Here is a 24318-nt window from a genome sequence, read left to right as displayed (position 1 = left end):
TGCAGGGAATCGATCATGCGGCAGCCGCGTACCGGGCAGGTACGTCCAGTACGAGCCTCGGCCCTCCGCCTTGCGATGCACCGCACCGGACGCCGCGCCCCGGCAAACCTTTCCGGCCACAGCACTAGGAGCTGTCCCGACGGGGCCCGGCGGCGTGGGTCAGGCGGGCGGCTGGACGATGTTGACCATCCAGATGGTGCCGAAGCGGTCCGTGCACATGCCGAAGACGTCGCCCCACGTCTGCTTCTCCAGCGGGACCGTGACCGTGCCGTCGGCGGAGAGCTTGGACCAGTAGCCGCGCAGTTCCTCGGCCTCGTCGCCGCTCACGCTCACCGAGATGTTGTTCCCGGGCTTGTTCTCCGATCCCGGCGGGTTGTCGGCGCCCATGAGCGTGAAGCCGTTCTCGGTCTCGAGCATGCTGTGCATGATCATGTCGTCGGAGCCCCCGGCCTCCTTCCCGCTGCCGAAGTCACCGTACGTGTTCACCGTCAGGGTGCCGCCGAAGACGCCCTTGTAGAAATCCATCGCCTGCCGGGCGTTGCCGTTGAAGCTGATGTAGGGATTGAGGCGAGAAGGCATGGGATTTCCCCTTCGCTAAGGTGCGGCAGTTTTTTGCCAGATTAGGGGAAGCCCCCGCCCATGGCACGGCCCGACTCCCCGGCCCTCGCTCCACCCCGTTCGTGAAAACCGATCCCATTGCCGACTGGGTGGCCCCTGCGGTCCGCCACCGCGCAATCACCGCGGCGTCCGCATAATGGGTGGAAGGTATCGGCGGGCGGAAGGGGTCGTCTCGTGCCATCGGCTCGGCCGGGGGGCGAGGAGGCTCACGGCCCGTTCTGGTCCGAGCCGGGGACGCTGCTGGAACACGTGCGCGTGGCCGTCTTCGGCATCGACGACCGCGGCCTCGTCTGCTACTGGGGCCCCGGCGCGGGGGAGCTCTTCGGGTACGAGGCCGCCGCCATCCTGTCCAAGCCCGCCGCCCTCCTCTTCGCCGACGAGATCCGGGGCGAATCCGTTTCCGGTGCCCGGCTGGCGGAGAACGGCCGGACCCTGGGGTACTGGCGGGGCCAGCTGGCGGCGCGGCACCGTGACGGCACGGCCTTCGACTGCGGCTTCCGGGTCTTCCCCGTCACCGGAGCCGGCAGCAGCCCGGTGGTGATGGGCCTGGCGAGCCGCAGCGACGAGCTCGACCGCGTCAAGACCAACCTCGCCTTCCTCGACGCCCTCTTCGAGACCTGCCCGATCGGTCTGGTCATGCTCGACCCGGACCTCCGGTACGTCCACCTCAACCAGGTGCTCGCCGACATGGACGGTCTGCCGATCGAGGCGCACCTCGGGCGCCGCATGGACGAGATCATGATCATGTCGGACGGGGGCGAGTACGAGCGCATGCTCCGGGCCGTGGCCCAGGGCGGCGAACCTGTCGTCGGGGCGCTGGTGGGCATGCGCCCGCAGGGACATCCGGACCGCGACCAGGTGCGGTCGGTGAGCTTCTTCCCCCTGAGCGAGGCGGTCGGCTCGCGCCCCGGGGTGGGCGGACTGATGGTGGACGTCACGGACCGGGAACAGGCCATCCTGGAAGCCACCGCCAGCCGCCGGCGCCTGGCCCTGCTGGACGGGGCCTCCACGCGCATCGGGACCACCCTCGATGTGAACCAGACGGCCCAGGAGCTGGTCGACGCCTCGATGCCGGACTTCTGCGACGGCGCGGTGGTCGAGGTCGTGGAATGGATGGACGAGTCCGAGGACTTCGACCCGGCCCGGCCGCTGTACACCCGCAGGATCGCCTCCGGGACGATCCTCCCGGGGTCGGCGATCGAGCTCGTCAGCGGGGTGGACAAGGTCCGGTACCCGCCCGGCTCCGTCATGCACGACATGCTGGGCACCGGACGCGGCGTCTCCGCCGTGGTCGACGAGGAGTTCCTGGCCCGGACCGTCACCATCGAGTCACGCGCGCGCCTCTTCGCCGAGAGCGGGGTGGCCGGGGTCCTCGTCGCCCCGCTCATCGCCCGGGGCACCGTACAGGGCATCGCCATGTTCGGCCGGTCCGCGGGCCGGCCGGCCTTCACCCAGGAGGACGTCAACCTCGCGGGCGAGCTCGCCTCGCGCGCCGCGATCTGCCTCGACAACGCCCGTCTGTACTCCCGCGTCCAGGACATCGCCCTCACCCTGCAGCGGGCGCTGCTGCCCACCGCCCTGGCGAGCAGCCCGTACGTGGACGTGGCCCACCGGTACGTGCCCGGCAGCCGGATCACCGAGGTCGGCGGTGACTGGTACGACGTGATCAACCTGTCCGACGGGCGGATCGCGCTCGTGGTGGGCGACGTGATGGGGCACGGGGTGACGGCCGCCGCCGCCATGGGCCGCCTCCGCATCACCACCCAGGCCCTGTCCCGGCACGACAGCGAGCCCGACGACCTGCTCACCGAACTCGACGCATGCGCCCAGGAGTCCGGCATCGAGCTCGCGACGTGCCTGTACATCGTCTACGACCCGCGGAGCGGCCGCGCCCGCGTCGCCAGCGCCGGCCACCCCCCGCCCCTGGTGCTCCACCCGGACGGCACGGTGGAGACCGTCGACGAGGTCCTCGGAGTCCCGCTCGGCGTCGGCGGCTGCCCCTTCCGGGCGACGGAGGTCGAACTGCCGAAGGACGCCGTCCTCGTCCTCTACACCGACGGCCTCATCGAAGCGCGCGGCCGGGACATCGAGGCCGGCCTGGACGCGCTGCGCACCGAACTGGCCAAGGCGCACGGCTCGTTGGAGGAGATGGCGGACCGCACCCTGGCCGGCCTGCTGTCCGCCCCGCCGACCGACGACACCGTCCTCGTCCTCGCCCGGGTCCACCGCACCCCGTGAACGCGGACTACGATCATGCGGCGGCAGGAGCGGCCCTCGCCGAAGCGGGGCAGCCGCGGCGGGGCTGCCGTACCGCACGGCTGAGGAGACCGCTCTTGTCCGACGAGATCACGCGCTGGTTATCCGCGCACGCACTGCCCCTCACCACCCTTTCCGCCGGCGAACCGTACGAGGACCTCCAGCCGCTCCGCGAGGTCCTGAAGGGCGTGCGCATCGTCGGCCTCGGTGAATCCACGCACGGCACACGGGAGTTCTTCCTGCTCAAACACCGGCTGCTGGAATTCCTGGTCCGCGAGATGGGATTCCGGGCGCTGGCGATGGAGGCCAGCGAATCGGCGGCCCTGGCCGTGGACGCCTACGTGGCGGGCGGCACGGGCGATGCCGGCCGGCTGGTCTCCCGGCTGGACTTCTGGACCTGGCGGACCCACGAGATCCTCGCGATGGTCGAGTGGATGCGGGAACACAACCGCACGGTCCCGGCCGCCGAGCGGGTGCGCTTCGTCGGCATCGACCCGCAGCGCTGCGCGGACTCCGCCGCCGCGGTCGCCACCTTCCTGGAGCAGGCGGCGCCCGCGACCGCCGAGTCCGTACGGGAGACCCTGCGCGTGCTCGCCGCCTCCCGGCCCGGGGCGCGGCCGGACCCGGCCCGGGGGCTGTACGAGGAGGCCGGTGAGCTGGCCGGCTTCCTGGAGGAGCACCGGGCGGCCCTCGCCTCCCGCACGAGTCCCGAGGCGGCAGACGACGCGGTCCGGCACGCGCGGATGCTGGTCCGCTGCGCCGATCTGATCACCCGGCCCCTGGAACCCGGCCCCGGCGAGGAGAGCCTGTACGCCGTCCGGGACCGCCACATGGCCGGGGCGGTCGACGCAGTGGTGGACGGCAGCGGCGACCGGGTCGCCGTATGGGCGCACAACGGGCACATCGCGAAGGGCACGTACGGAGCCGGGGTGCCCGCGCTCGGGAGCCTGCTGCACCGCCGCCACGGCGAGGCCTACTACGCACTCGGCCTGCTCTTCGGGAAGGGCCGGTTCCGGGCCCGCCGGGGCATCGGCAGCACCGGCCCGGCGGTCCGGCACCGCATCGGCGGCGCCGGCCGCTCGGTCGAATCCCGGCTGGCGGCCGCCGTACCGGGCGACTACCTGGTCGACTTGCGGGGCGGGGAGGCGCAGGCGCCACCCGCCGTGCGGGAATGGCTCCGGGGGCCCGGCCTCCAGCGCAGTTTCGGCGCCAACGTCCCGCGGTTCACCTACCGTTTCCACCTCGCACCGCTCGTACCCGCCGAGGAGTACGACGGCCTCGCCTTCGTGGCGAGGTCGAGCTGCTCCCGCCCCCTGGCGGCATGACCACCGCCTCCACCCCTGACCGACACCCTCGGCAGCAGCGGCCGGGTGCGTCCCCTGGCGGCCCTGCGGCAGACGGGACGCTGTGGGGTGTAGCTCCGTCTTGGGGGCAGCTGATCTGGGGTGTGTGACGACCGTTGACCAGCCAGCCCGGGGGTGTTGTGGTGGGCGGTGCTCGGTCGGGATAATTGCTGGTCGCCGCTTGCTGATGGTGGTCATACTGCCGCGATGGATCCAGTGACTCTTGAGACCGACCGCCTGGTGCTGCGGGCCTTCACACCTGTCGACGTGGATGCGGTGTACGAAGCCTGCCAGGACGAGGACATCCAGTTCTACACCCCGGTGCCGGTGCCGTACCGGCGTGCGGACGCGGAGGAGCTCGTCGGCGAGAAGCTGCCCGCTCAGTGGGCCGAGGACAGGGACTACACGCTCGGCGCGTTCCGCAAGGACACCGGCGCCCTGGTCGGCTCGTACTGCCTGACCCTCATCAGCCGCGGCGTCTGGGAGCTCGGTTACTGGGCGGTCAAGGAGCAGCGCGGACGCGGGTACTCGGTGGAGGCCGCTCGGGCCCTGTGCGACTGGGGCTGGGCCACCCTCGACGTCCACCGCATCGAGTGGTGGGCCATGGTCGGGAACACCGGCTCGCGTGCCGTCGCCGAGAAACTCGGCTTCACCGTCGAAGGGACACTGCGCAATCGCGGCATCGCCAACGACGGCACGTCGCACGACTGGTGGGTGGGCGGACTGCTGAGGCCTTGATGCTCGGGCCCGGTGCCTGGCCGGCTCCGTTTGCTCGTCTGCAGGGTAGTTCCCAGCTCGGACAGTCGAAGAGTGCGCGGGCGCGCCCGGTGGGTCCGGGGTCCGCCCGGCGCCCCCGGGCTCAGCCCCGGGCCGGGGCGAGCACCACGAAGTCCGCGTTCGACGGGTCGAGGCAGACGGCGAGCCGGCCGACGCCCTCGGCGTCCTCCGGGCCCATCTGCACGCTGCCGCCGTTCCCGGTGACCTTGGCCACCGCGGCGTCGCAGTCTTCGACGGCGAAGACCGGGTGCCAGTACGGCCGCCCGCCCGTCAGGGCGAGGTGTTCCTCGGGCAGCTCCATGAGGCCGCCGTGCATACGCTCCTCGGGAAGCCCGGCAGGGGTGATGAGGGCGTACGTGCCCCCGCCGCCCGGCAGCGGCATGTCGCTGAAGCGCCAGCCGAAGAGGCCGCCGTAGAATTCCTTGGCGGCCGGGGCGTCGCTCGTGTACAGCTCCGTCCAGGACAGTGAGCCCGGCTCGTCCACCAGCTGGACCCCGCTGTCCTTGCCCGGCTGCCACACGGCGAACTGCCCGCCCAGCGGGTCGTCGTACTGGGCCATCCGCCCCCACTCGTCGAGGTCCCTCGGCGGCACCCGCACCGTGCCCCCGGCGCGCTCGACGGCCTGCGTCGTGGCGTCCGCGTCGGCGACGCTGTAGTAGATCATCCAGGCCGAGCGGGCTCCCTCCTCGGTGAGCTTGCCGAGCCCGGCGACGATCTTGCCGTCCTTCCGGAACATCCCGCCTTCCATCTCCTCGCTCTCGCCCATGGACTCGTAGTCCCACCCGAGCACGGCCCCGTAGAAGGCCGCGGCGGCGGGGACGTCGGGAGCACCGAGGTCGATCCAGCAGGGGGAGCCGGGGACGAAGTCAGTGGTGATCATGGTCGATCCCTTTCGCTACTGGAGCTCGGACAGGTCGACCGAGTCGGCGGGGGCGGGAGGCTTGGCCTGGACGGGCTCGTCGAAGGCGGAGAAGGTGGCCTCCACCCGCTCGCCGGACTCCTCGGTGCCCTGGATGCGCAGGAGGTAGGGCTCGTCCTCGGTGGAGACCTGGTAGGTGCCCGTCCTGTCGTCCTGCCGGCTGTTGACGGTGATGGCCGGCCGGCCGTCGACGCTGGTGCGCGCCCCCTTGTCGAGCTGCTCGTTCGCCGGTTTCGAGGTGAACTCCTTCTTGTAGAAGTCGAGGTCGCAGAATTCGGCGAAGTCGCTCAGCGTCGGACTGCTCGTGGTCCCGTGCAGGTAGCGGCCGTTGATGAGCGCGATCGCGTCATCGGCCGTGCCGCCCGGCACTTGGGCCCGCAGCAGCTCGTCGTCCAGCTTCATCCACACGTCGTCGCCGCGTTTGACGACGTCGGCCGTGCCGGAATCGCCTGGCGGGGTGACGGTGCCGACGCAGTTGCCCCGCGCGTCGAACCGGAGGTCCAACGCGGTGGTGCCCGAAGGGTCGGTCACCTTGGCCACCATGCGCATGGACGTGAGCCCCGACATGGCCTCGCGGGCGGCCGCCGCGATGGCCGGGGCGCTCTTGTCGGCGATGCCGTTGTCATCGGCCCTCGCGGCGCCCGCGCCGGGGCCCGCGAACATCAACAGAGTGACGGTTCCGGCGGCCGCACATCGGGCCGCGGATGCCCGGGGTGCAGACATCGGGCATCACCTCCCTCTGGCAGCGTAGGTCCGCGCGGCGGCGGGCGCAGTCCGGGCGGACCCCGGCCTCTCGTGCCGCCCGCGCGATTGCTGCAGAGTGGGCGTCCGCACACCACACGACCCAGGGAGTTCCGCCGTGGCCACGACCTTCGAGACAACGGGGACGACGCCCGCCGACCCGGCTGCCGTCCGGATCGAAAGCGACGGCCCGGTCCGTACGGTGATCCTCAGCCGCCCCGGCGTCCGCAACGCGGTCGACGGCCCGACGGCGGCCCGACTCGCCGATGCCTTCCGCGCGTTCGAGGAGGACGAGGAGGCGTCCGTCGCCGTGCTGTGGGGCGAGGGCGGTACGTTCTGCGCGGGCGCGGACCTCAAGGCCGTCGGCACCGACCGCGGCAACCGGGTCCGGGCCGAGGGCGACGGCCCGATGGGCCCCACGCGGATGCGCCTGACCAAACCCGTGATCGCCGCGATCAGCGGCCACGCGGTGGCGGGCGGGCTCGAACTGGCCCTGTGGTGCGATCTGAGGGTGGCCGAGGAGGACGCGACCTTCGGCGTGTTCTGCCGCCGCTGGGGCGTCCCGCTGATCGACGGGGGCACGGTGCGGCTGCCGCGCCTGATCGGCGAGAGCCGCGCGATGGACCTGATCCTCACCGGCCGCCCCGTGACCGCCGCCGAGGCGTACGGCATCGGCCTCGTCAACCGCCTCGTACCGCCCGGGGAAGCCCGCCGGTCGGCGGAGCGGCTGGCCCACGAGATCGCCGGGTTCCCGCAGTTGTGCCTGCGGCACGACCGGCTCTCCGTACGGGAACAGCACGGGCTGGGCGAGGCGGAGGCCCTGGCCGCCGAGTACCGGCACGGCCTCGTTCCGCTCGCCGCGGGGGAGACCCAGGCGGGCGCCGACCGGTTCGCGGGCGGCGCCGGGCGGCACGGCTCCTTCACCGGCTGAGACGCGCGGCCCCCGGCCGGTGTCCGGGGCATCATGGCGGTGTGAACGGGTTCCCGACCACCGGTGACGGAGCCGGTGTCCCCGCATTCCTCGGGGTGTCTCCCACACCCCGGACCGCCGTCGCGTGGCTACCTCCGGCCGGGCTGTGGCCCCCCATCCAGAGCATCCGGGCCGAGCACGACCCCCAGATCCGCCGCTGGCCCCCGCACGTGAACCTGATCTTCGGCTTCGTCCCGGAGGACGATTTCGCCGCGGCGGCCCCGCTGCTGGCCGCCGCGGCCGGCGGGATCCGGCCGTTCTCCGTCCGCCTGAGCGGAGTGCGCGCCTTCCGGCACCGTGCCTACGCCACCGTGTGGCTGGACCCCGCCGCGTCCGGCCCGGCCCCCTGGACGGCGCTCCAAGAGGCGCTGGTGGAGCCCTTCCCCGCATGCCGGGGCCGGTTCCCCTCCTTCACGCCGCACCTGTCACTGGGGCGCACCCACGACCCGCGGCGGCTGGCCGCGGAGTGCGCCGCCCGGCTGGGCAGCGTGTCGGCGCGGGTCGACGAGGTCGTGCTCCTCGCCCGCAGGGGCGAGGAGCCCATGCGGCCCCGCGCCACGATCCGCCTGGGCACGGGCGGACTCCACTGGCACGGCGATCACCCCTTCGCGGCGTGACCTCGGCCGAGACCCCGGTCGCGCTCTTCGCCGTGCTGCTCGCCGTGCTGCTCGGCGTGCTGCCCGCTGGGCTCCCCGCCCGCGACGAGGAGTTCACCCACCGACTCGGTGAGGACGGCGCGGGCCGGGGCGGGCATGCCCGCGTCGGTCACGAACCAGTCGGCCCGGTCCAGCGCGGCGAAACCGCTGAGCCCGACCACCCCCCACTTGCTGTGGTCGGCCACGACCGCGATCCGGCGGGCCGAGGCGACCAGGGCCCGGTTGGTCTGGGCCTCCGTGAGGTTGGGGGTGGTCAGCCCCGCCTCCTCCGTCACCCCGTGGGCGCCGAGGATCAGCAGGTCCACATGGAGGGAGCCGATCACCAGGTCGGCGAGGGGCCCGACCAGCGCGGCCGAGGGGGTGGGGGAGCCGCCGGTGAGCAGCAGCGTGGGGGCCGTGCCCGCGCCGTCGCGGTCGGCTGCCCGCACCAGATCGGCCACCGGGAGGGAGTTGGTGACGATCGTGAGCCGCGGGACGCCGAGCAGCCGGGTGGCGACCGCGTGCGCGGTGGTACCGCCCGAGAGCGCGACCACGCTGCCCGGTTCCACCAGGGCCGCGGCCGTGTCCGCGATGGCGGCCTTGGCGGCCGCCTCCAGATCGGACTTGGCGTCGAACCCGGGCTCGTGCCCGCTGGCCCCGGCGGTGGCGACGGCCCCGCCGTAGACCTTCTCCAGGGCGCCGCGCCGGGCCAGGGCGTCCAGGTCCCGGCGGATCGTCATGTCCGAGACGCCGAGCTGTCCGACCAGGTCCGCCACCCGTACCGAGCCGTCGCGCCGGACGGCGTCGAGGATGAACGCGCGTCGCTGATGGGCCAGCTGCGCAGCCTGCTGTTCGGCCACGAGGTCACTCCCGGCATCTGGGGCATCCACTCAGAAAGCAACAACATAGCACGCCGTGACTGTTGATTTATTTTGGAAACTGTTTAGTCTTGGCGGGTGAAGAAGACCCTCACGAAACTCGCGGACGGCCGCGAACTGATCTACTTCGACCACGACGAGGGCGCCGTGCGCGACGCCCCCGACCTGCGCCCGCTCGACCGCGTGCGCAGTCACCCGGAGCTGCGCCGGGACGAGGCGACCGGTGACTGGGTCACGATCGCCTCGCACCGGCAGGGCCGGACCTACCACCCGCCGGCCGGGGAGTGCCCGCTCTGTCCCTCCCGGGACGGCCGGCTCGGGGAGATCCCCGCCGCCGACTACGAAGTGGCCGTCTTCGAGAACCGCTTCCCCTCCCTCGCGGGCGAAGCGGGACGCTGCGAGGTCGTGTGCTTCACCCCCGAGCACGAGGCCGGATTCGCCGATCTCACCCCGGCGGCCGCCCGGCTGGTCCTGGACGCGTGGACCGACCGCACCGCGGAACTCTCCGCCCTCCCGGGCGTCGAGCAGGTGTACTGCTTCGAGAACCGGGGCGTCGAGATCGGGGTGACGCTCTCCCATCCGCACGGCCAGATCTACGCCTTCCCCTTCGTCACGCCGCGCACCGCCAAGATGACCGCCGCCGCGGCCGCCCACCGCGCCGCCACCGGACGCAACCTCTTCGAGGACCTGCTCGCGGGTGCCCGCGCCGCCACCGAGCGGGTGGTGACCGCCGGGGAGCACTGGACCGCCTTCGTGCCGTACGCCGCCCGCTGGCCGTACGAGGTGCACCTCCACCCGCACCGCCGGGTCCCCGACCTGACCTGCCTCACCGAGGCCGAGCGGGCCGAGTTCCCGGGCATCTACCTGGACCTGCTGCGCCGCTTCGACCGGCTGTTCCCCGTACCCGGGCAGCCGGAGGGGGCGCCTCCCACCCCGTACGTCTCCGCCTGGCACCAGGCACCGCGCACCCGGGGCGAGGAACTGGCCTTGCACCTGGAGCTGTTCACCATCCGCAGGTCTCCCGACAAGCTCAAGTTCCTCGCCGGAACGGAGTCCGGAACGGAAGCCTTCATCAACGACGTGGCCCCCGAGGAGGCCGCGCGGCGACTTCGGGAGGCACTGTCGTGAACGGGACCGAGCAGCGGGACGACGACAGCCGGGCCGAGCGGGTCTCGGACACCTTCCGGAAGCTCTACGGCGGCTCCCCGGACGGGGTCTGGGCGGCGCCGGGCCGGGTCAACCTGATCGGCGAACACACCGACTACAACGACGGTTTCGCCCTCCCGATGGCCCTCCCGCAGACCACCCTGCTCGCCGCCCGCGCCCGCACCGACGGACGGCTGCGGCTGCACAGCGCGCAGGGCGACGGCCGGATCACCGATCTGGCCGTGGCCGAGCTGGCCCCGGGCGCATTGCAGGGCTGGACCGGCTACCCGGCCGGCGTGGTCTGGGCACTCGGCGAGGCGGGCCACCCGGTCGGGGGCGCCGACCTCCACTTCGACAGCACGGTGCCCACCGGCGCCGGACTCTCCTCCTCCGCCGCGCTGGAGTGCGCGGTCGCCGTCGCGTACGACGAGCTGTACGGACTGGGGCTGGCCGGGCCCGAACTGGCCCGGACCGCCCAGTGCGCCGAGAACGGCTTCGCCGGAGTCCCCTGCGGAATCATGGACCAGATGGCCTCCGTCTGCTGCACCGCCGAGGCCGCCCTCCACCTCGACGCCCGCACCCCGGAGGACCACGCGCAGGTCCCCTTCGACCTGCGGGGGCAAGGGCTGCGGCTCCTGGTGATCGACACCCGCGTCACCCACGACCTCGGGGACGGGGCGTACGCCGCCCTGCGCGCGGGCTGTGAACGCGCGGCCGCGCTGCTCGGCCTGCCCGCCCTGCGCGACCTGCCCACCGGGGAACTCGCGCGGGCCCTGGAGGCCCTGCCGGTGGAACTCGCCCCGCTGGTCCGCCACGTGGTGACCGAGAACGCGCGGGTCACCGACGCCGTCTCCCGGCTGCGGGAGGGGAACGCCGCCGCGCTCGGCCCGATCCTCACCGAGGGCCACGCCTCCCTCCGCGACGACTACCGCGTCTCCTGCGCGGAGACCGACCTCGCCGTGAGCGCCGCGCTCAGCGCCGGGGCCCTCGGCGCCCGGATGACCGGAGGCGGCTTCGGAGGCTCCGTCATCGCACTCGTGGCGGACGGGCGGGAGGGCGTGGTGGCCGAGTCGGTCACCGTCGCCTTCGGGTCCGCCGGCCACCGCCTCCCGCGCATCCTGGAGGTCACCCCCGCGGCGGGCGCCCGCCGCCTCGCACCGGCCCCCGGGACGCGGTAGCGCGCGGCCGGAGCCGCCGGCGAGGGACGCGGCGTCCCGAGGCCCGGCCGCTCCGCACCCGTGCGGGCGCCCGTACTGCGCAGGTACGGCAGTCGGGCCAGGGGCGCGTCGATCCGGACCGTGGCCGGGCCCTCGTACGACCGGCCGTCGTCGCTGCGGCCACCTGCCCGGCGGGATCACGACCTCGCGCCCGACCGCGCCCTTGGTCACCACCGGAGCCACCATCAGGTCGTCGCCCGGCATGAACTGGTCGGTGACCGCCGCGTACCCCCGGTGCGGGAAGGCCCATTTCCCCGACCACCGAGTAGTTGAACTGGCGTCCGTCGAAGGCGAGTCTGTACGCCTACATGTTGGGGGTGTGGTTCGTGGAGACGGCGGCGGGCGCCAGGGACTGGAGCGCGCGGCCGGGCGCCGGGACCTGCTCGACACCCGCAGCCCCCTCGTCCGCCGCGTGACCCTCGCACCGCGAGGTGTCGCCGTCCTCGGCAGCGGCGGCTGAGCGACCACGGCGCCACCGCACCACGGCGCCACCGCACCACCGCACCACGGCGCCACCGTCCCACCGCACCACGGCGCCACCGGACCACGGCGCCACCGCACCCCCGCCCCACCGCTCGACCACGGACGTCCCACCCCCAGGCCTCACGGAGGACACAGTGAGAAGAGCCCTACTCCCCGCGGCACTCGCCGCGGCGCTCGCGCTCGGAGCGCTCGCCGCCTCCCCGACCGTCGCGTCCCCGACGACCGGGACGACCGCGACGCCCTCGGCCGCGACCGCGTTGTCCGACTCCTGGACCGCGCCTCTCAGCACCCGCGGCCGCTACGTCGTCGATGCCGAGGGCAACCGCTTCAAGCTCAAGTCCGCGAACTGGCACGGAGCTCAGGGCTCCTGGAGCGGCTCCGGCGACATCAACGACCCGGCCAGCCACCACGACGGCGAGAAGGCCGACCAGATGCCCCTCGGACTGGACCGCGCGCCGATCGCGCGGATCCTCGCCGGATTCCACGAACTCGGCATCAACAGCATCCGGCTGCCGTTCTCGAACGAGATGCTGCACGACCAGCGCCCGGTCTCCGACGCCTCCGTCGCCGCCAACCCCGGCCTGCGCGGCAAGACCCCGCTCCAGGTCTTCGACGCCGTCATCGCGGCGATCACGGCCGAGGGCTTCGCGGTGATCCTCAACAACCACACCAACACCTCGCGCTTCTGCTGCGGTCTGGACGGCAACGAGCGCTGGAACACCAGCCAGTCCACCGCGCAGTGGGAGAACGACTGGCTCGATCTCGCCCGGCGCTACAAGGGCAACAAGCGCGTCGTCGGCGCCGACCTCTACAACGAGGTCCGCCGTACCGTCACCGACGACGCCAACTGGAACTGGGGCAACGGCCACGACTGGTGGGCCGCGTCCCAGCGCCTCGGCGACCGGCTCCTCACCGAGGCAAACCCCGACCTGCTCGTGATCGTCGAAGGCATCAACTGGCAGGGCATCCCGGCCGACGGGCTGCCCCACGGGCGTCCCACGCTCGAACCGGTCCGCACCCTCTCGCACACCCTCGTCGCCTCGAACAAGCTGGTGTACGCGGCGCACTTCTACGGCTACACCGGGCCGAACCACACCGGGGCGACGGGCATGGGCGAGACCCACGACCCGCGCTACCAGGAACTCTCCCGCGAGGACCTCTTCGCGACCCTGGAGCGGCAGGCGTTCTACGTCACGGCCGAATCCGGCCGCCACTTCACCGCACCGCTGTGGATCAGCGAGTTCGGAATCGGCAGCGACGAGACCAACCCGCAGGCACGCGCCTGGTTCGGCAACTTCGTCGACCACCTGATCGCCAACGACACCGACTTCGCCTACTGGCCCCTGGTCGGATGGACCGGACACGGCACCTGGTCGATCCTCAACTTCGATGGCGCAGGCCGCCGTTCCGGCCTCCTGGACGGCGCAGACTGGCGCGCCGCCGACTGGAACCGGCTGGTCACCTCGGTGCAGAAGAGCGGCCCGGTCGCCGTCTCCGACACCTGGGACATGCTCAACCTCGACCACGCCGACGCGGTCCAGTCGGCACGCGTACGGGCGCTCGGCGACTGGGACGCGGGAGCTCGCAAGGGGACCTGCCCCGACGGGCAGCGGCTCGTCGGCCTGGCCCACCGGGACGGGCGCGGGCTGTGCACCGACGCCGGGGCCCCCGGCCTGGCGGCCACCGGCCCGGCGCCGATCGTCGTGACCGACGAGCGCCACGTACAGCAGGGCGATTGGGCGGGTGGCTACACCAAGTACCAGTGCGGGCCCGACCAGTTCATGACCGGCTACAGCGTGCGCGGCCAAGCGGTCTCCGCGGTCCTGTGCGCCCAGGCGGGCCGGACGCTGGGAACGAATAGCCGCACCGTCTGGTTCGACAGGGGTGACAACCGCCCGGCCGCGGGCCCGGGCGGAGAGTTCGCGTACGGCAACCACAAGGGCCAGTGCGGCACCGACGAGTACGCCGCGGGCATCGCGTTCACCGGGGCGTGGGCCAAGGGCAAGACGCCGGACGCCCTGCTGTGCCGCAAGCTGTGACACCCGTCGTCTGACGGCCCGGCGGGCCGGTCACCCGGTGTGGTTCCGGGGCTCCGGCCCGGCCGCGCCCTACGGTGGGTTCCGTGAGGGACCATGCGGCGGACGCGGTGAGCACGGAGATGGCCGCGGCCCAGCTCAAGGAACGGCTCTACGCGACGATCACCATGATCTCCGTCGTCATCGGGCTCGCCGGCAGCAGCCACGTGAGCGTCCTCGGGGCCGCGGCGACGATCGGGACCGCCTCGGTGGGCCTGTGGCTGGCCGCGCTGGTCGCCGACCAGCAGGCCCACCGCGTGACGCACGGAGCCCTCGCACGGGGACGGGACCTGCGCGCGATGCTCTTCGTCAGCAGCCCGCTGCTGCTGTCCGCGGTGGGCCCGCTCGTTCTGATCGGCCTCTCGGCACTGGGGGCGGTGGGCCTGGACACGGCCCTGCTCGTGGCGGCCGGGGTCAACGTCGCCACCCTCTTCGCGTGGGGGTGCTACGGAGGGATCCGGATGGGCGGCGGGACGGCCTTCGCGCTGCTGGCCGGCGCGATCGACGCGGCGATCGGGACAGCGGTCGCCCTGGTCAAGGCCGCCGCCGGGCACTGACGCCACCAGAAGCCCCCGACACCGGGCGGGCTGACGGTACGCGTCCCGGGCGGCCGCGCTCTCACCCCGCCCACCGTTCGGGACCGGCCCCCCCCGTGCCTCAGCCCGAGACGGCGTCCGCCCAGCCGCGGTTGACGGTCTCCCGCGCCTTCGCCGTCTGGCCCGCCGTCGGGAACGTCGGCGTGCCCTCGACCGTCGGCAGTTTCTCCGCGGCCGCCTTGTCGAGGGTGCCGTCCTTCTCCATGGCGTCCATCAGGACGGGGCGTGCGTAGGCGCCGAGCCGGAGGTTCTGGCCTTCCGGACTGAAGACCCACTCCTGCCACAGGCGTGCCGCCGCGGGGTGCGGGGCCTCCTTGTTCACCCCGTTCGCGTAGTACTCGGCGAAGCTGCCGTCGAAGGGGATGGCGGTCCGCCAGTCGACGTCCGCGCCCTTCTCGCGGAACGCGTCGGCGTACCCGAGGTTGAGGAAGTCCCAGTCGATGCTGATCGGGGTCCGGCCCGACTCGATCGTGGCCGGTGAGGACTGGACCGGGATGAAGTTGCCGCTCCTGCTGAGCTCGGCGAAGAAGTCGAGGCCGGGCTGGATGTCGTCGAAGGACCCGCCGTTCGCCAGGGCCGCCGCGTATACGCCGGCGAAGGCGGACCCGGACTTGGTGGGGTCGCCGTTGAGGGCGACCCGGCCCTTGTACTCGGGCTTGCGCAGATCGGCGAAGGTCGAGGGGCAGGTCTTCACGCGCTTGGCGTCGCAGCCGATCGACATGTAGCCGCCGTAGTTGTTGTACCAGCGGGCGTCCGGGTCCTTCTGGTCCTCGGGGATCTGGTCGAAGGGGGCGACCCGGTACGGAGCGAGCAGGCCCTGCCGGGCCGCGGACTGCGCGAACGAGCCCCCCACGTCGATCACGTCCGGGGCGCGGCCGCCGTCCCCGCGCTTCTTCAGGGCGTTGATCTCGTCCTGGCTGGTCCCTTCCGGGTTCTCCACCGTGACCTTGATCCCGTACTTCTTCTCGAAGCCGTCGATCAGCGCCCCGTAGTCGGCCCAGTCGCGCGGGAGCGCGATCGCGTTGAGCGCGCCCTCCTTCTTCGCCGCGGCCGTCAGCGCCGCCATGCCGCCGGCGTCCGCGGCCGAGGTGGCCACCGCGGGCGCCCTGGGCCCGGCGTCGGGCTTGTCTCCGCAAGCGCCGAGGGGCGCCGCCGCGAGGGCCAGGCAAGCGGCGACGAAGGCTGTCCGGAGACGGGATGCGGGCACAAAGGCTCCATAACGGGCGGTCGCGTACCGATCGAGGCCAGCGTACGTTCGACGGCCTCGGCGGCGCAGTCCCGAACGGTGGTGTCCGCACTCTTCCCCGCGGCAGCCGTACCGGCGGGCTACCGGAACCCCTCGTCGTCCCACCCGGCCAGGAGCGCCTCCCCGAGATCCATCGCGGCCGGCGCGGCCCCGTCGTGGAGCGCCTGCTCGCTCCAGATGATCTTTCCGCGCGGGGTGTAGCGGGTGCCCCAGCGCTCGGCGAACTGCGCAACCAGGAACAGGCCGCGGCCGCCCTCGTCGGTGTCCGCGGCCCGGCGCAGGTGCGGGGAGGTGCTGGACCCGTCGGAGACCTCGCAGACCAGGCAGCGGTCGTACAGCAGCCTCACCCGGATGGGCTCGGTGCCGTAGCGGACGGCGTTGGTCATCAGCTCGCTGAGGATGAGCTCCGTGGTGAACGAGATGTCCTCCAGACCCCACTCCGCCAGCCGGCGGGCGCAGGCGCCCCGCACCGGGGACACCGCCGCGGGGTCGGGGGAGACGTCCCACTCGGCGATCCGCTCGGGGTCCAGCCGGCGGGTGCGGGCCACCAGCAGCGCGACGTCGTCGCTGGGCCTGTTGGGCAGCATCGCCTCGATCACCGCGCTGCAGGTCTCCTCCGGGGTCCGGGAGGGCCCGGACAGGGCGGCGCGCAGGGCCGCCAGGCCGGCGTCCGGATCGAGGTCGCGGCTCTCGATCAGCCCGTCGGTGAAGAGCGCCAGCCGGGAGCCTTCGGGCACGGTGAGCGTCGTGGTCTCGATGGGCATGCCCGCGCCCAGGCCCAGCGGCGGGGAGACCGGCACCTCCGGGAAGGACACGGTCCCGTCGGGGGTGACCAGAGCGGGGCCCGGATGCCCGGCGGTCGCGGCGGTCACCTGCCCTGAGACGGGATCGTAGATGGCGCACAGGCAGGTGGCTCCGGTGATCCCCTGCCACTCCTGCTCGTCGGTGTCGATGTGGGCGACCAGCTCGTCCAGGTGGCTCAGGAGTTCGTCCGGGGGCAGGTCGAGAGTGGAGAAGTTATACACGGCGGTGCGCAGCCGGCCCATGGTGGCGGCGGCGTGGAGACCGTGGCCGACGACGTCGCCGACCACCAGCGCCACCCGGGTGCCGGGCAGCGGGATGACGTCGAACCAGTCACCGCCCACCCCGGCCCGGGCGGCCAGATAGCGGTGCGCGACCTCGACGGCCGACTGCTCCGGCACCCCCCGCGGCAGCAGGCTCCGCTGCAGGGTGACGGCCATGTTGTGCTCGCGGGTGTAGCGACGGGCGTTGTCTACGGAGACGGCCGCCCGGGCGGTCAGCTCCTCGGCGAAGGACACGTCCTCCTCGTCGAACGGCGGGGAGTCCTGCCCCCGCCAGTAGCCGGCCATCCCCAGCACCACGCCCCGGGCCCGCAGGGGTACGACGATCAGGGAGTGGATGCCGCGGTCCAGGATCTGCCGGGCGTTGGCCTGGTGCTGGGCCCGCCAGCGGTGGGTGGCGCGCAGGTCGGCCTCCAGGACCGCACGGCCCAGAGCCAGCCCGGTGGCCATGGGGCCGCTGGGCGCGAACCGGATCAGCTCGCCGACGGGGGAGAGCGGGTGCTCGCCCCGAAGGCCGACGACGGCGGTGCGGCGCATCTCGGTGTTCGCCTCGGGCGGCTCCTCGCCGCGCAGCACCGGGTCCAGCAGGTCGACCGTGACCACGTCTGCGAACCTCGGGACCGCCACCTCCGCCAGTTCCTGGGCGGTGCGTTCCACGTTCAGCGTCGTACCGACCTGCACGCCCGCGTCGTAGAGCAGCTTCAGCCGCTCCCGGGCCACCTCGGCCCTGCCCGACAGCGCCCGCAGCTCGGTGGTGTCCCGCAGGGTGACGACGGTCCCGGCCTGCCCGTAGGGGGCGGTGGGCCGGATGTTCACCGCCAGCAGCCGGTCGGCCGACATGTGCAGCTCGTCCGTCGCGGACCGGCCCGAGGCGATCGGTTCGGCGATCGCCTCCTCCAGACCCAGGTCCGTGACGGGGCGCCCTTCCGCGTCCGCGGGCAGGTCCAGCAGCCGCCGCGCCTCGTCGTTGGCGAGCAGCAGCCGTCCGCCGCCGCCGACGATCAGTACGCCCTCCCGTACCGCGTGCAGCACCGCGTCGTGGTGCTCGTACATCCGCGTCATCTCGGCCGGCCCCAGGCCGTGCGTCCGGCGCAGCAGCCGACGGCTCACCAGAGCCGTGCCGCCCGCGCTCAGGACGAGCACCCCGGCCGCGGTCCCGAGGGCGACCGGCAGCTGCCGGTTCACCATGCCCTGGACGTTCTGGACGGTGACGGGGGAGGAGACGACGGCGATGACGCGGCCGTCGGGGTCCCTGACGGGGACCACCGAGACCACCGACTGCCCCAGGGAGCCCTCGAACGTCTCCGTGAACGACTTGCCGGCCGCCGCCTTGGAGAAGGGGCCGACGACGCGCCTGCCGATCTGCCGCGGGTCGCTGTGGGTGAGGGTGACCCCGTCGAGGGTGTACACGTTGATGCCGTCGACCCCGGCGACCTTCCGGGCCGCCTCGGCGCTCGGCTGCAGCACCGCGCTCGGATGGGCGCTTTTCAGAGCCGCGACGATGCCCGGCGACTCCGCGAACGTTCCCGCGGCGGCGAGCGTACGGTGCCGGGCGTCCAGCATGGCGTCGCTCCGGGCCTGCACCACGAGCGCCGCCACCGCGGCGGCGACGAGGAGCACCACGACGGCCAGCTGGAGGAGGAACACCTCGCCGGCCACGCTGCGCACACTCAGCAACGAGGACAGACGCTGTGGCCGCCGCGCCCGTCCCTTGGCGGGCTGGACGCGCTCCGGCCGGAGGTCGGTCATACTCCATCTTCCAACCTCGGCGGCCCGTCGGCAGCGGGGAGCGGCCGTCAGCCGCCGGCGCCGCCCTGGGGACGGGGTCGCGCGGAGCGGCCCGGGGGACCGACCGGCCCGGCGCGTCACGCGCGTCCCACGCCTCGCTCAGGCGCCTCACACGTCTCACACGATGAGCCCAACTGAACGCGCGGACCCGCGGTGCGGCATGTCCAATGACCGGGAAGCGGCCTTTCACCTCAGTCGTCCCCTGGGAGCGCTATGAGTCTGCCGTCCGAGCCGCCCGCCGAGGCGCCCGCGCCGGGACGGCAGGCCTCGCGTTCCCGGAAGATCGTGGCCGGCACCGTTTCGGCCGTGTTGATCACGCTCACGTGCATCCTCGTCCCGGTCTCGCTGCTCACCGTGTGGGTCCACGACATCGTGCTGGACACCGACCGGTACGTCTCCACGGTCGCTCCGCTCGCCTCGAACCCGGACGTCGAGGCCGCCGCGGTCCACCGCATCACCGAGGCGGCCGACGTCCGCGTCGACGGCGCCCAGGTCACGGACGACCTGGCGAAATGGCTCGAATCGCAGGGACTGCCGCCCCGTGTCGGCAATGCCGTCAAGGCCCTGGGCCCCCAGCTGGACTCCGCCGCCGACGCGGCCGTCTCCAAGGTGGCGACCCGGTTCGTCGACAGCGACCGGTTCGAGAAGATCTGGACCACCGCCAACCGGGCCGCCCACAACGCGGTGGTGCACGCGCTGACCGGGCAGGGCCGCGGCGCGGTGGAGGTCGCGGGCGGCACCGTCACCCTGGACATCGGCGAGGCCGTGGAGAAGGTCAAGGAGGACCTCGTGAAGGCCGGCATCTCCCCGGCCGAGAAGATTCCCGAGGTCAACAAGCAGATGGTGCTCTTCCAGTCCGACAAACTGGCGAAGATCAGGAGCATGGTCCACCTGCTCGACGTCCTCGGCAACTGGCTGCCCGTCCTCACCGTGATCCTCGGGGTGGCCGGAGTCCTGCTCGCCCGGCGCCGGCGCCGGGCCCTGGTGACCACCATGCTCTGCGCGGCCCTCGCCTGCCTCATCCTGGCCATCGGCCTGGTCATCGCCCGCCGTTACTACCTCGACCACCTCCCGGAGCAGGTCCAGTCGCCCGCGGCGGCCGCGGCCATCTTCGACACGCTCGTGCGGTTCCTGAGGGTCAGCATCCGCACCGCGATCGTCCTCGGGATCGTCGTCGCCCTCGGCGCCTACCTGTCCGGTGCCGGCCGGCTGCCGCGCGGCGTCCGCGGTACGGCGGAGCGCGCGGCCGACTCCGCGGCGGGCTGGGGAGCCGCCCACGGAGTGCACACCGGGCGCGTCGGCACCTGGGTCCTGGCCCGCCGGCGCTGGCTCACCATCGGCGTGCTGCTCGTCCTCGCGCTGGTGTTCGCGCTGTGGAACCACCCGACGGTGCTCACGGTCCTGCTGCTGGTGCTCATCCTGCTGGCCGTGCTGGCCGTACTCGCGCTGCTGGCGGCCGGTGGCCGGCGCGGTGACGCGTCGGGCGTCCCGCGTGGCGCTCCCGGGGGAGGGACCCGAGAATGAGATGGCCGGACGAGATCCACATGACGCCGGCCGCAGCGCGCAGGGAAAGCACGGCATTCCGTCCCGGGGCGCGCGGGACGGCGGTTCGTTTCCCGCAGTGCCGTAGAGACGCAGGTGATGACCCATGTGCCGATGGCTCGCGTATTCGGGTACGCCCATGCTGCTCGACACCATCCTGTACAAACCGGCTCACTCGCTGATCGACCAGAGCCTGCACTCCAAGCTCGGAGTGGAGACGACGAACGGCGACGGGTTCGGTGTCGGCTGGTACACGGACGACATCGAATCTCCGGCGCTCCTCAGGGACGTCGGTCCCGCCTGGAACAACCGCAACCTGCGGGAGATGGCGGACCACGTCCGCTCCCCGCTGTTCTTCGCGCACATCCGGGCGTCGACCGGGACGGCGGTGCAGCAGTCGAACTGCCACCCGTTCCGGCACGGCCGCTGGATGTTCATGCACAACGGAGCGATCTCCGGTTTCCACCTGATGCGCCGGGACCTCACCATGCTCGTCGATCCCGCCCTCTACGCCGACATCGGCGGAACGACGGACTCCGAGGTGATGTTCTACCTGGCCCTCACCTTCGGGCTGGAAGAGGACCCGCCGACCGCCATCGCCAGGATGGCGGGAGTGGTGGAGCGCGTGGGGCACGACCACGGAGTGGAGCTCCCGCTCCAGATGACGCTCGCCATGACCGACGGCGAACGCGTCTGGGCCTTCCGCTACTCCAGTGGGCACGCCTCCCGCTCGCTGTTCTACAGCAGCAAGGTGGACTCGCTGCGCAGGCTGCACCCGGACATGGCGTTCCTCCAGGAGGTCTCCGACGAGACCCGCCTGATCGTGTCCGAACCCCTCGGCGATCTGCCCGGCGCCTGGAACGAGGTACCGGAAAGCAGCTACGGCGTCGTACAGCCGGGCGCTGACTCGTTGTTCCCCTTCGCCCCGGTGCCCGCCTGACCGACCCGACCGACAGGAGACCGGGCCATGCAGAACCCGTTGCTCAACCTGGCAGAGGACTACGACTACCCCCTGCTGAACTTCTTCTGGACCATGATGCTGATCTTCCTCTGGGTCCTCTGGTTCATGCTGCTCTTCCGCGTCATCGCCGACATCTTCCGTGACGACGGTCTGAGCGGCTGGGGCAAGGCGGGATGGACTATCTTCGTCATCCTGCTGCCGTTCCTGGGCGTGTTCGTCTACCTGATCGCCCGGGGCCGCGGGATGGGCGAACGCGAGCTCAACCGGGCCCAGCAGCAGGAGCAGGCCTTCCGTTCCTACGTGCGCGACAGCGCCGGGCCCACCGGTCACGCCGACGAACTGTCGAAGCTCGCCGAGCTCAAGAACCGCGGCGACCTCACGGCGGCCGAGTACGAGCAGGCCAAGGCCAAGGTCCTGGGTTCCTGAGAACCGGACCAGGACGCATCAGGAAGGCGAGGCCGATGCTCCCCTACCCGCCGATCGCCGAGCACGGTCTGATCGGGGACCTGCAGACGTGTGCCCTCGTCTCCTCCGAGGGCGTGCTCGACTGGTTCTGCTCGCCTCGCTTCGACGCGCCCAGCATCTTCGCCAGCCTGCTCGACGACCGCGGAGGCGGCTACTTCGCCATCACCGCCGACGCGCCCGACGTCTCCGACGACGGACCGGCGGGCAGCGCCGAGGTCGTCACCCAGCAGCTCTACCTGGCCGACACCGCCGTCCTGATGACCCGTTTCCTCACCCCCGAGGGCGTCGGCGAGGTCATCGACTTCATGCCCGTACGCGATCCGCACATCGTCACCGAGCGGCACCAAGTGGTGCGGGTCATGCGGGGTGTGCGGGGCACCGCGCGCTTCAGCCTGGAGTGCCGCCCTCGCTTCGACTACGGCCGGGCACCGCACGACCTGACGTTCGACGGTGCCACCGCCCGCTTCGACGGCCCCGGCATCACCGCGTACCTGCAAGCCCTGGGGCCGGTCGACCTGGAGGCCGACGGCACGGACGTGCGCGCGACCCTGGCCCTGGCCGAGGGCGAACGCGCGGCCGTCCTCCTGACCGTCTGCGACGCCGACAGCGCGCCCCCGCCGGCAGTGAACGTGCACGACATGACGGAGGAGTTCAACGACGTCCGCGACTTCTGGCACGGCTGGGTCGCCCACTGCACCTACCGCGGCCGCTGGCAGCAGATGGTCAACCGTTCCGCGATCACCATCAAGCTGATGACGTACGCGCCGACCGGCGCGCCGATCGCCGCCGCCACCATGGGCCTGCCCGAGCAGGAGGGCGGCGAGCGCAACTGGGACTACCGCTACACCTGGGTCCGCGACGCCTCCCTCTCGGTGCGCGCCATGCGCGACCTCGGATTCACCGACGAGGCCAACGCCTTCCGCAGCTGGCTGCTCCGGCGGCTGCGGGACGGCGGCGCTCCCAACGGCGAACCCCTCCAGATCATGTACCGCGTCGACGGCGACCCGTACCTGACCGAGGAGGTCCTCGACCACATGGAAGGGTGGCGCGGCTCCCGACCGGTGCGTTCGGGCAACGGCGCCGCCGACCAGCTCCAGATGGACATCTACGGCGAGGCCGTCTACGCCCTCGCCCAGACCGGCCAGGTCAGCAACGTCATCGGCTACGACGACTGGCTGCGCTGCGCCGCGCTGCTCGACTGGCTGTGCGACAACTGGGACCGCCCCGACGAGGGCATATGGGAAACCCGGGGCGGCCAGAAGGACTTCACCTACAGCCGCCTCATGTGCTGGGTCGCCCTGGACCGCGGCATCCGCCAGGCAGTGGCCACCGCCCGCCCCGCCGACCTGACCCGCTGGACGGCGGCACGGGACGCGATCCTCAACCAGGTCATGACCCTCGGCTGGAGCGAAAAGCGTCAGGCGTTCGTCCAGGAGTACGACAACACCGTCCTGGACGCCTCCCTGTTGCTCATGCCCCTGGTCGGCTTCATCGCCCCCAGGGATCCGCGCTGGCTGTCCACCCTCGACGCCATGGACACCGACCTCGTCTCCGACAGCCTCGTCTACCGCTACGACCCGGAGGCCTCTCCGGACGGCCTGCGGGGCGCCGAGGGCACCTTCTCCCTGTGCTCCTTCCTGCACGTCTACGCCCTCGCGAAGGCCGGCCGTCTCCATCAGGCCCGCTACTCCTTCGACAAGATGCTCACCTATGCCAACCACGTGGGGCTCTTCGCCGAAGAGGTCGGCCTCACCGGAGAGCAACTGGGCAACTTCCCCCAGGCCTTCACCCACCTCGCCCTCATCACCGCCGCCCTCGCCCTGGACTCCGAACTCGACCAGGTCGCGGGCGCCGCCTGAGCCTTCCCTCCGAGGGGGTGCGCCGCGATGGTGCTCGACCTGCTCCTCATCGGCCTGGCGGTCACCCTGTTCCCGCTGCCCATCATGGCCTTCGTCCTGGTGGTGTCCGCACCCCGCGGGGTGCGGAAGGGCCTGGCCTTCATCCTCGCCTGGCTGGCGTGCCTCGTGGCCGTGATGGCGGTGGTCCTCCTGCTCACCGGCGGGCAGCCGCCCCCGCCCCGCTCACCTCCGTCGATCGCGGCGCTCGTGGCCACGCTGGTGATCGGTGTCGGCCTGGTCGTGTACAGCGAGCACCGGCGGCGCCGGAGCCGCCGTGGCGCCACGGCGGCGGATCCCTCCGCGGAGGAGGGGGCCGAGGCCTCCGGGACGTCCATGTCGTCCCGGATGGACGACGCCACCGGATGGTCCGCGGCGGCCCTCGCCGTGCTCCTCCAGCCCTGGGGGATGGTCGCCGCCGCGGCCGCCACCGTCGTGCAGGCCGACCTCTCCCACGGGGAGTCCTTCCTGGCCCTCATGGGCTTCTGCCTCCTGGCCACCTCAACCCTGCTGGCCATGGAGCTGTACATGGTGTTCTCACCGGAGCAGGCCCAACGTGCCCTGCTGGGCTTGCGCACATGGCTGGAACGGCACAAGGACCAGGCGATCGTCGTCGTGTGCCTGCTCCTGGGCCTGTGGCTCGTCGGCAGGAGCCTCTACCAGCTCACCGGCTGAGGTGCGGGGC

The 24318-nt window shown here is 72.4% G+C and carries 21 protein-coding genes and 1 pseudogene; 14 read left to right on the top strand and 8 right to left on the bottom strand.

Annotated features, from left to right (window positions below; all coding sequences use genetic code 11):
- Positions 1-159: 159 nt before the first annotated feature.
- Positions 160-579: a VOC family protein gene (locus tag IF88_RS0126730; RefSeq protein WP_030717670.1), complete on the bottom strand. Its 420-nt coding sequence runs from the start codon at positions 577-579 to the stop codon at positions 160-162.
- A 213-nt stretch (positions 580-792) separates the two neighbouring features.
- On the opposite strand from IF88_RS0126730, the gene IF88_RS0126725 reads away from it, so the two are divergent.
- The 3 genes from IF88_RS0126725 (at position 793) to IF88_RS0126715 (ending at position 4955) form a co-directional block, all read left to right on the top strand.
- On the top strand, positions 793-2856 hold the full coding sequence (locus IF88_RS0126725; protein ID WP_030717667.1) for a SpoIIE family protein phosphatase: 2064 nt from the start codon (positions 793-795) through the stop codon (positions 2854-2856).
- A 95-nt stretch (positions 2857-2951) separates the two neighbouring features.
- Positions 2952-4199, top strand: a complete 1248-nt coding sequence (locus tag IF88_RS0126720) for an erythromycin esterase family protein (RefSeq protein ID WP_030717664.1) — start codon at positions 2952-2954, stop codon at positions 4197-4199.
- 225 nt (positions 4200-4424) lie between these two features.
- Entirely contained in the window at positions 4425-4955 is a 531-nt protein-coding gene (locus IF88_RS0126715) for a GNAT family N-acetyltransferase (RefSeq protein ID WP_030717661.1), read from the top strand.
- Between the two features lie 121 nt (positions 4956-5076).
- Here the strand turns inward: IF88_RS0126715 and IF88_RS0126710 are convergent, their stop codons facing one another.
- The gene (locus IF88_RS0126710) at positions 5077-5874 is read right to left on the bottom strand and encodes a VOC family protein (RefSeq protein ID WP_030717657.1); all 798 of its coding nucleotides are present in this window, start codon (positions 5872-5874) and stop codon (positions 5077-5079) included.
- Between the two features lie 15 nt (positions 5875-5889).
- Positions 5890-6636: a hypothetical protein gene (locus IF88_RS0126705; protein WP_158754589.1), complete on the bottom strand. Its 747-nt coding sequence runs from the start codon at positions 6634-6636 to the stop codon at positions 5890-5892.
- A 136-nt stretch (positions 6637-6772) separates the two neighbouring features.
- Here IF88_RS0126705 and IF88_RS0126700 point away from each other — a divergent pair, with 136 nt between their 5' ends.
- On the top strand, positions 6773-7585 hold the full coding sequence (locus IF88_RS0126700; RefSeq protein ID WP_051837601.1) for a crotonase/enoyl-CoA hydratase family protein: 813 nt from the start codon (positions 6773-6775) through the stop codon (positions 7583-7585).
- Between the two features lie 41 nt (positions 7586-7626).
- Entirely contained in the window at positions 7627-8241 is a 615-nt protein-coding gene (locus tag IF88_RS0126695) for a 2'-5' RNA ligase family protein (RefSeq protein ID WP_030717648.1), read from the top strand.
- Here IF88_RS0126695 and IF88_RS0126690 read toward each other — a convergent pair.
- Complete coding sequence (locus IF88_RS0126690) at positions 8223-9119, bottom strand: DeoR/GlpR family DNA-binding transcription regulator (protein WP_078893161.1); 897 nt, start codon at positions 9117-9119, stop codon at positions 8223-8225. The two genes, IF88_RS0126695 and IF88_RS0126690, sit on opposite strands and share 19 nt — an antisense overlap.
- A gap of 96 nt (positions 9120-9215) precedes the next feature.
- On the opposite strand from IF88_RS0126690, the gene galT reads away from it, so the two are divergent.
- Positions 9216-10265, top strand: a complete 1050-nt coding sequence (galT, locus tag IF88_RS0126685; protein ID WP_030717643.1) for a galactose-1-phosphate uridylyltransferase — start codon at positions 9216-9218, stop codon at positions 10263-10265.
- On the top strand, positions 10262-11461 hold the full coding sequence (gene galK / locus IF88_RS0126680; protein WP_037807131.1) for a galactokinase: 1200 nt from the start codon (positions 10262-10264) through the stop codon (positions 11459-11461). Before galT ends, galK begins: the two co-directional genes overlap by 4 nt.
- 168 nt (positions 11462-11629) lie before the next feature.
- Here the strand turns inward: galK and IF88_RS49660 are convergent.
- Together IF88_RS49660 and IF88_RS0126675 are read right to left on the bottom strand one after the other, a co-directional pair.
- Positions 11630-11890: pseudogene (locus IF88_RS49660) on the bottom strand (hypothetical protein); the annotation flags it as partial.
- Positions 11805-12083, bottom strand: a complete 279-nt coding sequence (locus IF88_RS0126675; RefSeq protein WP_158754587.1) for a hypothetical protein — start codon at positions 12081-12083, stop codon at positions 11805-11807. The gene IF88_RS0126675 and the pseudogene IF88_RS49660, both read right to left, overlap by 86 nt.
- Positions 12084-12117: 34 nt before the next feature.
- Between IF88_RS0126675 and IF88_RS0126670 the strand changes: the two genes are divergently transcribed.
- On the top strand, positions 12118-14022 hold the full coding sequence (locus IF88_RS0126670) for a glycoside hydrolase family 5 protein (RefSeq protein WP_030717639.1): 1905 nt from the start codon (positions 12118-12120) through the stop codon (positions 14020-14022).
- Positions 14023-14105: 83 nt separating this feature from the next.
- Positions 14106-14615: a hypothetical protein gene (locus IF88_RS0126665; protein WP_234323710.1), complete on the top strand. Its 510-nt coding sequence runs from the start codon at positions 14106-14108 to the stop codon at positions 14613-14615.
- A 100-nt stretch (positions 14616-14715) separates the two neighbouring features.
- Here the strand turns inward: IF88_RS0126665 and IF88_RS0126660 are convergent, their stop codons facing one another.
- Positions 14716-15861, bottom strand: a complete 1146-nt coding sequence (locus IF88_RS0126660; RefSeq protein ID WP_030717635.1) for an ABC transporter substrate-binding protein — start codon at positions 15859-15861, stop codon at positions 14716-14718.
- Positions 15862-15980: 119 nt separating this feature from the next.
- Positions 15981-18731 (bottom strand): SpoIIE family protein phosphatase/ATP-binding protein, encoded by a 2751-nt coding sequence (locus IF88_RS0126655; RefSeq protein WP_234323709.1) that lies wholly within the window; start codon positions 18729-18731, stop codon positions 15981-15983.
- A gap of 252 nt (positions 18732-18983) precedes the next feature.
- Here IF88_RS0126655 and IF88_RS0126650 point away from each other — a divergent pair, with 252 nt between their 5' ends.
- The 5 genes from IF88_RS0126650 to IF88_RS0126630 all read left to right on the top strand — a co-directional run bounded on the left by IF88_RS0126650 (position 18984) and on the right by IF88_RS0126630 (position 24308).
- Positions 18984-20294, top strand: coding sequence for a hypothetical protein (locus IF88_RS0126650; RefSeq protein WP_078893160.1), 1311 nt, complete (start codon positions 18984-18986; stop codon positions 20292-20294).
- 124 nt (positions 20295-20418) lie between these two features.
- Positions 20419-21252 carry a class II glutamine amidotransferase gene (locus tag IF88_RS0126645; RefSeq protein ID WP_030717626.1) on the top strand — a complete coding sequence of 278 codons (834 nt, stop codon included), beginning with the start codon at positions 20419-20421 and terminating at the stop codon, positions 21250-21252.
- Positions 21253-21279: 27 nt separating this feature from the next.
- Positions 21280-21699: an SHOCT domain-containing protein gene (locus IF88_RS0126640; protein WP_030717623.1), complete on the top strand. Its 420-nt coding sequence runs from the start codon at positions 21280-21282 to the stop codon at positions 21697-21699.
- Positions 21700-21734: 35 nt separating this feature from the next.
- Positions 21735-23597: a glycoside hydrolase family 15 protein gene (locus IF88_RS0126635; protein WP_030717620.1), complete on the top strand. Its 1863-nt coding sequence runs from the start codon at positions 21735-21737 to the stop codon at positions 23595-23597.
- A 27-nt stretch (positions 23598-23624) separates the two neighbouring features.
- On the top strand, positions 23625-24308 hold the full coding sequence (locus tag IF88_RS0126630) for a GAP family protein (RefSeq protein ID WP_030717612.1): 684 nt from the start codon (positions 23625-23627) through the stop codon (positions 24306-24308).
- The last annotated feature ends 10 nt before the right edge of the window (positions 24309-24318 follow it).

The sequence above is a fragment of the Streptomyces sp. NRRL F-2580 genome, assembly GCF_000720115.1.
Taxonomy (GTDB): Bacteria; Actinomycetota; Actinomycetes; order Streptomycetales; family Streptomycetaceae; genus Streptomyces.
Note: the sequence above shows the minus strand (reverse complement) of the source record. Positions and strands in the feature narration are given on the sequence as shown.